This is a genomic window from Aquimarina sp. ERC-38, assembly GCF_026222555.1.
Classification (GTDB): Bacteria; Bacteroidota; Bacteroidia; order Flavobacteriales; family Flavobacteriaceae; genus Aquimarina.
In genome coordinates this window covers 2,243,482-2,259,180 of record NZ_CP098511.1, presented here as the reverse complement: position 1 = coordinate 2,259,180, position 15,699 = coordinate 2,243,482, and the positions used below count along the sequence as shown (strand labels likewise).

Sequence of the window (15,699 nt, the reverse complement as noted above, 5' to 3'; positions counted from 1 at the left end):
ATATATTAAATATCAAGTACTTCATACAAGCCTTCTGGGTAATGATCTGACGGATCCATCGTGTTTTGAAGATATTTACCTATCATTGAGATCGTTTGTAATTCTAACAATGTACCTACTGTAATCGTTGATAGAAATGTATTATTAATCAAAATGACTAGTTTGGCTGCCACAAGAGAGTGACCACCAAGTTCTATAAGTTGTTCGTGAACTCCTATTTTTTGTATTCCCAATACTTTTTTCCATATATGTACTAGTTCTTTCTCAACGGAGGTTGAAGGAGCTATATATCTTTCTTCTAGCTTTATGTCTTTTTGGGGTACTGGAAGTTTATTTTTATCAACTTTTCCATTAGTATTTAATGGCATTATTTCTAATTCTAACCAGATATTAGGGATCATATATTTTGGGAGTTTTAATCGTAAATGGTGTGTTGCTTCAATTTCCCATTCTTCTTTTTCAGGAACTACATATGCTATTAATTGCTTATCTTCAAAATCATTTTGAGAGACAATAACTACGCATTGTTTTACCCCATCAACCTGAGATAGTATCGTTTCTATTTCTCCCAATTCAATTCTAAAACCTCGCATTTTTATCTGAGTATCTTTTCTTCCTATAAATTCTAAATTACCATCTGGAAGCCATCTAACTAGGTCTCCCGTTTTATAAATTTTATTAGATGTACCTGTCTCAAAAGGATTTAAAACAAATTTCTCTTTTGTTAATTTTTCCCTATTCAAATACCCTAGCGCTACTCCATCTCCCCCCAAATATAATTCTCCTATTATTCCTTTTGGTAATAAGGTTAAGGTATCATCAAGCACATATACTTGTGTATTACTAATAGGCTTACCTATAAGTGATTTTGAGCCATGGTGTAACCGATAGCAAGTACTGTAGGTAGTATCTTCCGAAGGTCCATATAAATTACGAGCTATAATTTTGTTAAAATCTATACGGTCAATAACTTTTTGAGGTATTGTTTCTCCAGCCATATTGATCTGGTTTACATTGCCAAAATCAATATTGTTATCCTGAAGATTTGCAATAACACTTGGTACAGTGTTTAGTAGAATATTTTTGTCAGTTTTTATGTATGTAGAAATACTCAATCCATTGGGTAGTATTCTAATTTTCTTACCTACACATAATGGATATGTCATCTCAAAAATTGATAAATCAAAGCATACTGATGTAACAGCATATACTATTTCGAAAGAATCATTTTTAAATTCTTCTTTACACCACCCTACAAAGGCATTCAGATTACCATGAGTAATCATAACTCCTTTAGGCTTTCCTGTCGATCCAGATGTATAAATAATATAGGCTAACTGATCACTAGTTATGGTTCGTTTTTTTAATTGTATTGAAGATTCTTTTTGAAATAAAGCTTCTGTAATGTATATACTGTTAGGTTTTTCTAATTTTTGATGTACTGTAATAGTACTACTATAAACTATATTTTTAATGTTAGCATCTTTCACTATATAATTAATTCGTTCTAATGGATATAATGGATCTATCGGCACATAGCAAGCATTAGCTTTCCATATTGCTAAAATTCCGATTATAACATCAAATGAGCGATCTGTACAAAGTCCTATTTTATCGCCTGTATCGATTCCATTTTCAATTAAAACAACCGCCAATTGATTAGATTTTTTGTCCAATTCGTGATACGTCATTTCTTTGTCCTCACAGACTAAAGCTGTTTTTATTGCGTTATCATTACTCACTTTTTTAAATTGATCCAGAACAAAATTTTCGAAAGGATAATTGACATCTCCGTCATTAAGTGTTACAAGTAATTCATCTTGTTCTTCATCTAATAACATTTCTAATTCATCAATACGACTATTTGGTTTCTCTAATACTTCTCCGACTAGCTTTTTATAATGATTTGCTATTTGTTCTATAGTTTTTGATAAAAAAAGATCATCACAATATTCTATTAAGACTTCTAGCGTTTCTTCTTTATCTGTAATGCTAAAAGTCATATCATACTTAGAAGTATTCCCTTCATAAGCAATTTCGTAAAGGTCTACATCGCCTAGTTTTACCGATGCTACTGATTTATTACTTTGCATAATAAACATTACCTGAAACAGTGGTGACCTACTTCTATCATGTTCTGTTACAAGTGCTTTAACTATTTTTTCGAAAGGTAAATCTTGATGTTCGTATACATTCATAAAATTCATCTTTACCGTCTCTAATAAATCTTTAACAGTTATAGTATTTGAAAAAGTTGTTCTTAATGCAAGTGGATTGACAAAGCACCCAATCAGCCGTTGATCTTGAGGGTTCATACGGTTTGCAGTAGGGCTACCCACTATTATATCAGTTTGTCCTGTATATTTATATAGTAATATATTATAAACCCCAAACAGTATCATAAAAGGTGTTGCCCGATATTCTTTTGATATATTTTTAAGCGACTCTTTATACTCTTTCGGTAACTCAAAAATGTAAGTTTTTCCCTTATAACTTTGTACATTAGGTCTCGGGAAATCAGTAGGAAAGTTTAACGGAGTATGCCCTTCTAAAAAACTTTTCCAAAATGTTAATTTATCTTCAAAAACAGTTTCTTTTTCTTCACTTCTCTGACTCATCGCATAATCTGTATACTGATATGTGACTTCTAACAAATTGTTTTGATTCTCGCTTATTTTCAGGTTATAAATTTTTTGTAACTCTTCTAAGAATAGTGATGAAGACCACCCATCAAATGCGATATGATGAAAAATTAAAATTAAGAAATATTCATTATCACGTTTTTTAAGAAAATGAACTCTTAGCATATAATCTTTTTCAAGATCAAAAGGAATAGCGTTTAGTTTCTCAACATAGGTTTGTAGTTCGCTTGTATTCCTTATTTCATATTCAGCTTCATAATCAATTTTCCAGTTTTCTATAGTCAATATTTCTTGTGAAACATCTCCTATCTCATTTTGTTTAAATACTGTTCGTAAAACTTGATGCCTTTTCAAAATTGTTTGAAATGTTAATTTCAAAACTTCTAAATCAATTGCCTGATTGAGTTTATATAACAACGGAATATGATAATTCAGGCTTCCCATAGCTTTATCAACAATCCACAAACCTTCTTGTGAATATGATAATGGAACAGGTAGTATATCTATATATTTATTATTTTTCATCTTTTGAACCATAATCTTGTATTAAAATTAATCTACTATAAACAGGTCAATAATTATTATTATCTATCATTTAAATACTTAGTGTAGTATCTATAGGCATAGCTTCTTTTTTCTGGTTGCTATAAATTTGCTAAGTTTTCGCACTGTATGCTCCCTAAACAAATCGCTCAAAGAAATTTCTACGCCATAGGTTTCATGAATTGCTGTTAAAATTTGATTTGCCAGTAATGAGTGACCGCCTAATTCAAAAAAATCTTCGTCCAACCCTACCACTTCTAAATCCAAGGCTTTGCTCCAAATTTTAGAAATCTCTGCATACTGTTCTTCATTGTCAGAAACGAAAGACTCTCCTCTATAAGGCACTATCGATTGTATATACTTAGTAAGTTTTCGTATTGTATGCTCCCTAAACAAATCGCTCAAAGAAATTTCTACGCCATAGGTTTCATGAATTGCTGTTAGAATTTGATTTGCCAGTAATGAATGACCGCCTAATTCAAAAAAATCTTCGTCTAACCCTACCGTTTCCAAATCCAAGGCTTTGCTCCAAATTTTAGAAATCTCTGCATACTGTTCTTCATTGTCAGAAACGAAAGACTCTCCTCTATAAGGCACTATCGATTGTATATACTTAGTAAGTTTTCGTACAGTATGTTCCCTAAACAAATCGCTCAAAGAAATTTCTACGCCATAGGTTTCATGAATTGCTGTTAAAATTTGATTTGCCAGCAATGAATGACCGCCCAATTCAAAAAAATCTTCGTCTAACCCTACCGTTTCCAAATCCAAGGCTTTGCTCCAAATTTTAGAGATTTTTGTACTGGAGAGTTTACATAATTGAAGGGAGGATATTTCTTCTTTAACAATCTCTGGCAATGGTTGTTCTTGTTGAACAGATTCTTTATCTGCCTTGCCATTGTGATTTATCGGTAATGCATCTAATTTTTTGATTAAAGATGGTATCATATAATCAGGCACTATAGCTGCTATTTGATTTCTAATGCGTTTATAATTAAATACATCTTCACATACCACATGAGCCACCAACCTCTTCGAACCACTAGGGTCATCTTCTGTAGTTACCACACAATGTGTTACATCATCACACTTGCAAATTAAACTTTCTATCTCTCCTATTTCAATTCTATACCCTCTTATTTTTACCTGATCATCTTGTCTTCCGATAAATTCTATTGTACCATTTGGTAACCATCTTGCTAAATCTCCTGTTCGGTATATTTTAGATTCTTCGGTAACAAATGGGTTATTTATAAATTTTTCTTTCGTTTTTAAAGTATCATTCAGATATTCAACTGCAAGCCCATCACCACCTATTAATAATTCTCCAGTAACGCCAATTGGTTTTAAATTAATTTCTTCATTCTGTACACTTCCTATATATACCTGTCTATGATCTATTGGTTTACCGATAATCTCTTTTTGATGATGAACATTTTCTGAAGTATCTATTTTATTAACTACTGTAAATGTAGTAGACTCTGTAGGTCCATATCCATTTATGAATGTAAGTTGTTTATTTTGATTTAGAATCATTTGTACTTTATCTGAATGTATCGATTCTCCTCCTGCTAGGATATATTTTAATTTTTTAAATAACTGCGGAGTTGATTTTACGGCAAGATGAAATAATGATGCTGTAAGCCAAAGTGTATTAATCTCATTTTTGATAATATCATCAGATAGTGCTTCGCTAGATTTATATGTTGGTGTGCTTATAACCAATATACCACCTTTAAGCAATGCTCCCCATATTTCAAAAGTAGATGCATCAAATGTAAAAGGTGCATATTGATACATTACAGTATCTGTTCCTAAAAAGTTGAAACTATGGTTGAAAATCAAACTTACAATCGCTCTATGATTGATGACTACCCCTTTTGGATCTCCGGTAGATCCAGATGTATACATAATATAGGCAGGAGTATTTGCATGGATAAATTGCATTTTCTTCTTATCCTTTTTTATTTCTACATTAAAAATATCTTGATAATTTGTTATTTCAATTACTGGTATCTTTAATTCTTTAAAAACATCTAATTGTGACGCATCAGTAATCAAACATTTTACCTCTGTATCCTCTATTATAAATACCTTTCTTACATAAGGATAAGAAACATCAATAGGCACATATGTTGCTCCACTTCTTAAGACTCCAAGTATAGTTATAATCGTCCATTCTGATCGCTCCATTACAATTCCTATTCTATCCTTTGGTTTAATCCCCAGTTGATCTTGCAAGTATTGTTGTAGTTGAATGGATTTATCTTGCACATCTGCATACGTAAGCTTATTAGAATTACACTGTATTGCTATGGCTGCAGGTGTACGTTCTGCTTGTTGGTCAAAAAGTGCTATCACAGAAGAGTCTTCAGGATATTCTTTTTCTTTACTATTAAAACTAATCAACTGCTGTTGGTCTTTTTCCTTAAGTAGCCTAGCATGGCCAATGTATTGATTTGAGTTTTCTATAATAGCATTTATGATATACTTATAAAGCTTAATTAATTCTTGTATAGTGTTTTGCTTAAACACATCTGCGTTATAATTTACTGATCCTCGTAATCTTTGTTGATGTCTTATAAGAATCATATTTAAGTCATCTACAGCAACGCCTTCTATACCTAAATTTACTCCTTCAAAAACCCAATCTGATTGGGTCTCCAATAATCCTGACAAATCAAAATTATTGACTACAAAAGAAACATTATACAAAGGATTATCTACTGGGTTTTTTCCTGATCTATTTTTTAATACGCTTTTTACCACTTCATTAAAAGGTACTTCATGGTGAGGCATACTATCGTAAATGGTTTGACTTATTTGCTCTAGAAACTCTTTAAAAGTGATCTGATCTGAAACCTTACATCGAATTGCAATAGTATTCACAAAATAACCTATTATGTTTTCATATCCTTCGTCATTCCTATTTGCCATTCCGCTACCAACAACAAATTCTTCCTGATTAGAAAAATAGTATAATAATAATGAGTATGCTCCAAAAAGTATTGTGTTTAATGTTACTCCCTCTTTTTTAATGTATTTTTCTATCGCTGCAGTTTCTTCTTCATTAAACTCAAAATTCAGATTTCCTCCTTTGTATGTTTTTATATTCGGATATGCATTATCAAGGGGTAGTTTTAACGTTGGAGCTTCAAATAAATGTTTTTTCCAATAAGAAATATCTTCTTCAAAGTACGATGATTCTAACTTTTTGTCTTCTGCTCTTACTAATTGCTCATACTTTTTGGTAATAATAGTTAATTGCGGATCTTTTCCTAAATTCAATGCATTATAAACTGCTATAATTTCTTTCATCAATACAATTATTGACCACCCATCAGAAAACAAATGATGTTGAGTAATCATTAATCGATACTTCGAAGTTTCTAGTTTTACAAGTTCAAAATGAATTGGTGTAGAAGAAAAATCAAACTGATAATTCATCAATGCTTTACGCAGTTCCTTTACAGCTATTTGCTGCTCTTTTATGGATTTTTTACTTAAGTCATTTTTAATGATTTTGGGACACCAACCTTCTATTATCTCTACATAAGGATTACTATTATTTTGCTCTACCACTCTAGAACGTAGTGATTCATGTCGTTGTGCTAGATAGGAAATCGTTCTTTCCAATGTCTCTTCACACAAGTCTCCGTTATACGTCAACTCAAAGAAAATATTATGAAGCTCATTCTTTTGAGTTAGCTTGTATACAAACCATAGCCTTTGTTGCATTGAAGAAAGAGGAAGTAACTTTCTTTCTAATTTACCATGATCATCCTCAATTAAAACTTCGGTTTTGTCTATATGTCCTTCATCCTTAAAATATTTATTTACAATCTCCTCGGATAGTATATCAATATATGGTTTACTTAGAATTAATGCCACTGGTAACGATTTGGATAGTCTGGTTGATAATCTATTTTTCAGTTCTACCGCCATTAAGGAATCCAATCCTTGCGAAAAAAGATTTTTATAAATATCGACCGTATTTTTAGAAGAAAGAGACAAAACCTTTACCACTTCTTTAACGATAATTTTATTGATTATTTCCAGTTTTTCATGTCTTGACAACCCAACTAGTTTCTCTTTTACACTAGTTATTTTTTGACTATTATTAGTATCTAGTTTTTCTGTATCTATAATTTCACTATATAGTAATGGAATATTATTATCCTGGAAGCTTGAGTTAAATATGTTGGTATTAAGGTTTAGTACTGGATATTGCCCTGATGGTTTTTCTAAAATTTCTTGTAAAATCTCAAGTCCTAACGCTACTGATATATATTCAAATCCTAATCTAGATAACCTTTGTAGTTCTTTATCAGTCAAGGCTGAAGCCATTCCTATTGATTCCCAAGGAGACCAATTGATACTATGTGCTGGTAAATTCAATCCTTTTCTGTAAGTTGCCAATTGATCCAAATAGGTGTTCCCAGCCACGTAACTACTCTGTCCTATAGCTAGTGTGTTTACCACAGATGCTGCAGATGAATATAATATAAAAAAGTCAAGGTCTATATCCAGTGTAAGTTGATGTAAGTTCCATGCTCCTTTTACTTTAGGAGCCATTTCTGTCAAAAATCCTTCCGTATGTTGGTTTTTTATAGTAACTGTATTGGTCAATCCTGCCGAGTGAATTATTCCTATTAAAGGAAATTCTTTTGGTATGTCATTTATTACTTTCTCTAAGAATTTTTTATCGGTAACATCGCCTGTCGCAATAGTAATTATAGCTCCTTCATTTCTTAAAGATTCTATTTGCTTCAATACTTCTGTAGTAGGTTTGCTTCTGCCCAGTAATATTGCATGCTTAATTCTATATTTTCTTATTAATAATTCAGCGGTTATGTATCCTAATCCTTTTAAGCCTCCTGTTATCAATACAGTACTCTCCTGTTGAGGTAAAAACTTAACAGGTGCTTCTGTACTATGCACAGACGATAATAATCTTAATCCATATATTTTCTTTTCAGATATACATAATTGACTTTCTTTGGTATTAGAAAAAAGAAGAGGTAATAAGCTTGTTTGATATGCTGTATTTTTCGCTACATTAAGTAACTTGAAAGAAATATCAGGACATTCTCCTAAAAATGCATTCCCCATTCCCCATAATGTAGCATGATGAAAAGTACAAAACGGATTAGATAATGTTGTTTCTGTAATCCACCAAAGATTTTTAAGTTCTGGGTATTCATTAGTATTTAACCATTGCTGAACTTGCTGAAGAATTCCTAATCCATCTGCTGTATCTTGTTGAAATGACGATATATGATTATTTTCTTGATGCAGCTCACTCCATTGAATGATAATATGATTAACTTTTTGTTCTTTAGCCCATATTGCTGCATCTGACCATTCTGAAAATTGAAAAACTGTTTTGCCTTGTTTACTCAATTGATTATGTAATGAACTATTTGAGTTATTATGATTGAAAATCAACCAAGTACTCGTATCATCCATTACTTGTTTGCTTAGTAAACTTGTATCAATTTCTTTCCAATCCAATTTGTATTGCCAATTAATACTTTTGTCATTTGGTAACAGTTGAGAAGAGTTCACTTTTCTTGCATATGCAGATCCTATTGTTGCTATATGAACTCCCTGATCATCCCAAACACGTATGCTCGAATTAATTACGCCCTCTTTTATCGATCGATCGTTCGTAACTACTGCTTCTGCCCATATAGATGTATGTTGCAATGGAGCAAATACTTTCATATCTTCTATGGTATATAACAAATAAACATTTTTATCTTCTGTACCCATAATATGAGTCAACAATTGAAATACACAATCCAGTAAAACAGGATGAATTTTGTAATCATTTATCTGATCATTCAAATTTTCTGGTAAACAAATCTCTCCTAAAACTCCATTTTCATTCTTATACACTTTTTGTACTCCCCTAAACATATCTCCATATTGAATTCCTTTTTCCCACAGATTATTGTAAAAATCTGCTTGTGATATGTATGGAGAGTAGGTTCCTTTTAGTATTGAAATATCTACAGTATCTTTTTTTTCTTTTATCTGAATTGGTTCCAGAATTCCTTTTGCATGAAGTTGCCATTCATCCTGATCACTTATTCTACTATATTGATTAAATTCATATACGTCTTCTTCTATTTTTTGTAGTATTAATTGACTTATAACTTCATTTTCTATTGATAATGCCATTGGTGATAGTATTAATAACTCTCTAATACCATAAGAGCTATCGACTCTATCATTGGTATGTGCAAGTAATATTTCTACATAATAAGATCCTGGCATTATGATCTGACCTACTACTTTATGATCAATAAAATAATTTAGTTTTTCTAAAGATATTATCGATTCGTATACATCTAATCCTACTATTTCTAATCTATTACCTAATAACTTATGTCCAGTGAATCTCCCAGAATGTGTTGAGTTTTTTAATTCAAACCAATGTTTTTCTTTTTGGAATGGATATGTAGGAAGTATTACTGTTTTTCCTAAAGTATGGCTATGTATTGATTTCCAATCTAAATCACCTCTACAAGTATACCATTTGCATAAACTCTCATACACTATAACTTCATTTTCTTCTCTAGAAGAGGGTAACCATAACATTTCTGACTCTTGTAAACAAATACCAGCAATACCTAATAGCACTGGTTCTGGCCCCATTTCTATACATGTATTAATGTCTAATGTTTCTAGTTGTTTTATCCCATCAGCAAATCGAACAGTTTTTCTCAAATGATCAACCCAATATTCTTCGGTTTGAACTGTATGATCTGCAACTTTTCCTGTGAGATTACTAACCATTACTATTTTAGGAGCATAAAATTGAATAGATGACACCACTTTTTTATATGCCTTTAGAATCGGTTCCATTAGTGAAGAATGAGATGCATGAGAAACTTTCAACACTTTAGTTTTTACTCCTTTAGTATCAAATAATAATCGAATAGTTTCTACCTCATTTTTATTTCCGGAAATTACCGTCTGCTGGTCTCCGTTGATAACACCAATAGCTGCATTAGATTTATTTCTCTTTATTATCGACTGAACTTCTTCTTCTGTTGCTTCTATAGATGCCATAGCTCCTCCTTCTGGAAGACTTTGCATTAATTTTCCTCGTTCACAAACCAGCTTTATTCCATCTTTTAGACTAAAAACTCCAGCAATACAAGCTGCTACAATTTCACCTAGGCTATGACCTATAAGTACTTGTGGTTCTACTCCTCTAGATTTCCAAAACTCACACATGGCATATTCATAAGCAAATAATGCAGGTTGCATGTAATCTATACGATGTATCAATTTTTTAGTTATAGAGTCATCCTCTGGAAAAATAATTTTAAGTAAATTTTCATCTAATAAAGGATTAGCAATTCTACAGCACTCATCTAATGCTTGCTTAAACAATTCTTCGGTTTGATATAGCAATCTTCCCATCCCTATATATTGAGCTCCTCCTCCTGTAAACAAAAAAGCTGTTTTACCAATAGTATGGTTTAAAGACCTTTTTATATCCTCATTTAGAACAGACTCTAAACTATCAATCAATTCTTCTTTATTTCTTCCATAAATAGCAGTTTTAAAACTAAAATGTTCTCTTTTTAAAGCCAAAGTAAAAGATATATCTGCAAGAGATTCTTCTTTGTTATTAGCTAAAAATCCTTCCAGATTTTTTAATTGTATTTTCAAAGCTTCTTCGGTTTCAGCTGAAACCGGAAGTACATAATACTGTTGATTTAGCTGGTTGGTGTTTTTAATTTTTTCTGGTATCAAAGGCTCTTCAAGTATTATATGAGCGTTTGTTCCACTAATCCCGAATGAACTTACTCCTGCTCGTCTAATTCTTTCTTTATGCTTAGACCAAGGTGTGTTTTCATCTAACACTTTTATTGCCATTTGATTCCAGTCCACATTTTTATTTAAAGTATCTAAATGAATTGTTTTAGGAAACTCTTTCTTTTGGAAAGCCAATATCACTTTGATTAAACCTGCAATGCCTGCGGCTGATTCTGTATGTCCTATATTTGTTTTGACAGATCCTACTAATAATGGTCCCAATCCGTTTCTTGAATCGTTAAATACTTGACTTAATGCTTCAATCTCAATAGTATCTCCTAATGTTGTTCCTGTACCATGAGATTCTATGTAATCAATATCAGATGGTGATACTCTTGCATCTGATAGGGCCTTGCGAATAACCTGTTGTTGAGCATTGCCGCTAGGTGCAGTAAATCCCTGACTTTGACCATCTTGATTTATTGCACTTCCTTTAATCACTCCTAAAATTCTATCTCCATCACGTTTTGCTAGAGATACTCTTTTTAAGATGATAGCTCCCGCACCTTCACTCCTTACAAATCCATTAGCTTTATCGGAAAAGGCATAACATCTTCCTGTAGGTGAGAGTCCATTAATTTTACTAAGACCTACTGTATTTTCTGGTTTAAGAATGACGTTCACTCCTCCAGCAATAGCCATATCGCATTCTTCATTCCTCAGTGCCTGAACAGCTGTGTGTACTGCTACCAAGGAAGAAGAACACGCTGTATCGATAGCCATACTAGGTCCTTTTAATCCCAACCAATATGAAACTCTTCCTGTAATAGTGCTATGTAAAGAGCCGACAAAAGAATAAGCATCAATATGCTCTGCCTCACTCATTACACGATGCTGGTAATCATTTGCATACACACCTGCGTATACACCAGTATTACTATTAAATAAATTTAATTTCGTATATCCAGCTTGCTCAATTGCTTCCCAACACACCTCAAGAAATAATCGTTGTTGTGGATCAATAAATTTTGCTTCTCTTGGTGAAATGCCAAAAAAGCTAGTATCAAAACTTTCTATATCTGACAAAAAACCGCCCCATTTAGAATACGTTTTTCCCTGTTTATTTTTTTCTTCTGAAAACCAATCTGTATGATTCCATCGTTCAACAGGAACTTCAGTAATTGCATCTTTTCCTTTGCTTAAAAGTTCCCAGTAGCCTTCTAAATCTGATACTCCACCAGGAAAACGACACCCTATTCCTATAATCGCTATAGGATCAGATACCTTTGATCTTTGTAGTTCATTTTTTAGCTTTTTAATTGCTATTAAAGCTTGTTTTAGTTGTTCTTTATTGCCATTCATCGAATATCAATTGGATTTTAATAGTTTATGAAATACTAGTGATGCGTTAACTTTTTAATTTTTTCAATAACCCCTTTAATGATAAGGGTTAATATACGTTCTTTGATTTTTTGATTTGAAATGGCTTTTAGTTTAGCAGTTTAAAAACTGTTATGAACTCTGGAAAATATGTCTTTGCACAACTTTTACAATTTATAAACAAGTATGAGTTTGAAAAATGCGTAAAGAGGTACAACGGAGATTACAGATTCAGAAATTTTAATTGCTGGAATCAATTCATCCAATTGTTCTTTGGTCAATTGACTTCTCGTAATTCTTTGAGAGATATAGCTACTTGTTTAAAAGCACATAGAAGCAAATTATATCATCTTGGATTCAGTGGGTATGTAAACCAATCTTCTTTATCTCGTGCAAATGAGCGTAGAGATTGGCGGATTTTTGGAGATTTTGGACAATATCTTATTGATCAGGTCCGACCTCTTTATAATTCATCTCCAATACCAAATGTCAACTTAGACAATGAAGTCTTTGCCCTAGATTCCACTACAATTTCTCTGAGTCTTATGTTATTTAATTGGGCTCCTGGAAAATATTCTAAAGGGGCTATAAAGATTCATACATTACTGGATCTCAGAGGTAGTATACCTTCATTTATACTAGTAAGTGATGGAAAATATCATGACAGTAACATATTGGATTTGTTAATTCCTGTGCCTCATGCTATTTACCTGATGGATAAAGCTTATGTCGATTTCCAAGCGCTCTATCGTATTAATACTTGTGAAGCTTTTTTTGTCACAAGAGCTAAGTCAAACATAAGTTATGACATCGTAGAGGAAAACTTTAATATCGATAAGACAACTGGTCTTAGAAGCGACAAAATAATAGTTCTAAATGGTATAAGTCTAAAAAACTATATCCAGAACCTCTCAGATTAGTAGAATACTATGATAAGAAAAACGATACGACACTACTATTTCTGACCAACAATATAGAGGTGTCAGCACTTGAAGTGGCAAAACTCTACCGTAATCGCTGGCAAATAGAAACCTTCTTTAAGTGGATAAAGCAAAACTTAACTATAAAAAAGCTTTTGGGGACATACTGAAAATGCAGTTAACACTCACGTATGGGTGGCTATATGCACATACTTGATAATAGCTCGTGTCAAACACTCTATAAAGAGTGAATTATCCATTTATCAAATTATACAAATCTTAGGCATATCCTCAATGGATAAAACACCAATAAAAGAATTGCTTACCAAAACAATTTCAAAACAAAATGTCAATGAACAAATAAAATTATTCGATTAATAAATCTTAACGCATCAGTACTAGTAAGAAAAGAAAATGCTAGTCAGCTGCATTAAAATAAGAGGTTCATTTAAAGTAGTTTCAGAAAATGAAAATAGGATTGTACTACAATTTACAATCCCAGTAAATCGAGTTCTTTTTCTAACTCAAGTTCTAGTTCATCCAAGCTCATATTATTAATTTCATCAATATATTGCTTGACATTACTATCCGTATTTTTATCTTGAATTCTGGAAACATTAACTGTTTTTTTATTTACATCTGATACTATAAAATTTGCCAAAGAAGTTACAGTTGGGTAATCAAACAGATTAGAAACCGTTATATTTTGATGTAATATTTTAGAAAGGTTTTTAACTAGTTTTAAAGCTTTAATAGAGTTTAATCCTAGCTCTTTTAATGGTTTTTGAATTGGTAAGTTTTCTAAATCTACAATAGAAAGAATACTTCCTATTTCTTCTTTTACAATCGATCTTACTTGTACATTATTTTTAATACAATTAACCTCTAGTGCATCATTCTCATTACTCTCAGTAGTATTTATAATTTTAGAAAGGTTATTAAAAAAGTCTTCAAACTTTTCAATATCAATAATTACATCTTTATAAATAGATGTATCATCAACACTTCCACCTTCAACAATCCACTTTTTAATACTATTGTAAAATTTGCAGGGTTCATCCATATCAGCTGAAGATATTTGTAAAATATCAGCTTCAAAATCAGGATGTTCATCAATGATGCCCAATAATACTGGATTAGGGCCTACTTCTATAAAAGTATCTATATCGTAGGTTTTTATTTTTTTAAATCCCTTAGAGAATTTTACCGGATTTATTAAATGTCCAATCCAATACTCTATACTTAACACCTTACTATCTACTTCTTCACCTGTAATGCAACTAACCATTTTAATACTTGGAGTTTTAATTTTTATAGATTTAATTAAAGAAATGTAAGGTTCTAAAGCAGGAATCATTAACGGAGAATGAAAAGCATGAGAGATTTTAAGAATCTTCGTTTCAAAACCACTTTTATTAAGATCATTAAGTACTTTTTTAAGATTATTAAGCTCTCCAGAAATTACAGTTTGTAACGGACTATTTATTACTGCAATACCTATTGTTGTTTTGTAATCTTTAATAAAACCTCTAACAACATTTTCTTCTCCTTGCACGACAGCCATCTGCCCTTTTTTAGTGTAATTTTCTACTAGCTGACCGCTCAAACAAGTTAGTTTTATTGCATCTTCTAAAGAAAAAATTCCCGCTACGCAAGAAGCTATAATCTCTCCAATACTGTGTCCAATTACTATATCTGGTTTTACTCCTGTAGAACTCCATAAAGAAAACATTGCATATTCATAGGAGAATAATGCCATTTGCATATAATCAATCCTATTGATTAATTTTCCTTTTTTAGTTGTTTTACCAGAAAACATTACTTTTCTAATGTCATGTTCCAAATAGTTCATCGCAATTTCTGCGCATCGATCAATCGCTTCTCTAAAAACAGTCTCATTATCATATAATTCTTTTCCCATTTTTGGGTATTGCGATCCTCCTCCTGTAAATAAAAAGGCTTTCTTTTTTCTTTCTACTGTGTTGAACTCTGGATAGATAGAAACGGAAGAATAGTTACCTTCTTCTATGCATCTCAGTTTATTTAGAACTTCGTTGTTACCTTCGTCAATTGAAACAATTATTTTATTTTTAGCAGTATGAAAAGCTGAAAAAAAACTATTAGTAATCTCATCTAATGTTAATGATTGATTATTATCTAAAAACTCAATGCATTCCTTGCTAATAGCTGGTAATTGAGAAATTGATTGATATGGTATGGTGAGGAAGTGACTTTTCATAAATTACGTTTCAAAAAAATAAAGTCTTATACTATGAGCCCATAATTCAATGTTTATTTAAGCCTGACGGTGTACATTGTGTCAGAATTAAACAACAATGAAGATGATATATCTTTTAAATTTGGAATATCTATTTAGGACTGTATTATGAAGATTTCGATCACTATGAAGCATTGTTTTTTATTAAATTAAAATAGCA

At 31.7% G+C, this 15,699-nt stretch carries 4 protein-coding genes and 1 pseudogene; 2 read left to right on the top strand and 3 right to left on the bottom strand.

The window, feature by feature from the left end:
• Window positions 1-5: 5 nt before the first annotated feature.
• Together NBT05_RS09295 and NBT05_RS09290 are read right to left on the bottom strand one after the other, a co-directional pair.
• Entirely contained in the window at window positions 6-3,167 is a 3,162-nt protein-coding gene (locus NBT05_RS09295) for a non-ribosomal peptide synthetase (RefSeq protein WP_265769594.1), read from the bottom strand.
• Window positions 3,168-3,257: 90 nt separating this feature from the next.
• Window positions 3,258-12,323 carry a non-ribosomal peptide synthetase/type I polyketide synthase gene (locus NBT05_RS09290; RefSeq protein ID WP_265769593.1) on the bottom strand — a complete coding sequence of 3,022 codons (9,066 nt, stop codon included), beginning with the start codon at window positions 12,321-12,323 and terminating at the stop codon, window positions 3,258-3,260.
• Window positions 12,324-12,475: 152 nt separating this feature from the next.
• Here NBT05_RS09290 and NBT05_RS09285 point away from each other — a divergent pair, with 152 nt between their 5' ends.
• Window positions 12,476-13,261 (top strand): IS4 family transposase, encoded by a 786-nt coding sequence (locus tag NBT05_RS09285; RefSeq protein WP_265769592.1) that lies wholly within the window; start codon window positions 12,476-12,478, stop codon window positions 13,259-13,261.
• 17 nt (window positions 13,262-13,278) lie between these two features.
• Window positions 13,279-13,431: pseudogene (locus tag NBT05_RS09280) on the top strand (transposase); the annotation flags it as partial.
• A gap of 320 nt (window positions 13,432-13,751) precedes the next feature.
• Here the strand turns inward: NBT05_RS09280 and NBT05_RS09275 are convergent.
• Entirely contained in the window at window positions 13,752-15,500 is a 1,749-nt protein-coding gene (locus NBT05_RS09275; RefSeq protein WP_265769590.1) for an acyltransferase domain-containing protein, read from the bottom strand.
• Window positions 15,501-15,699: the final 199 nt, after the last annotated feature.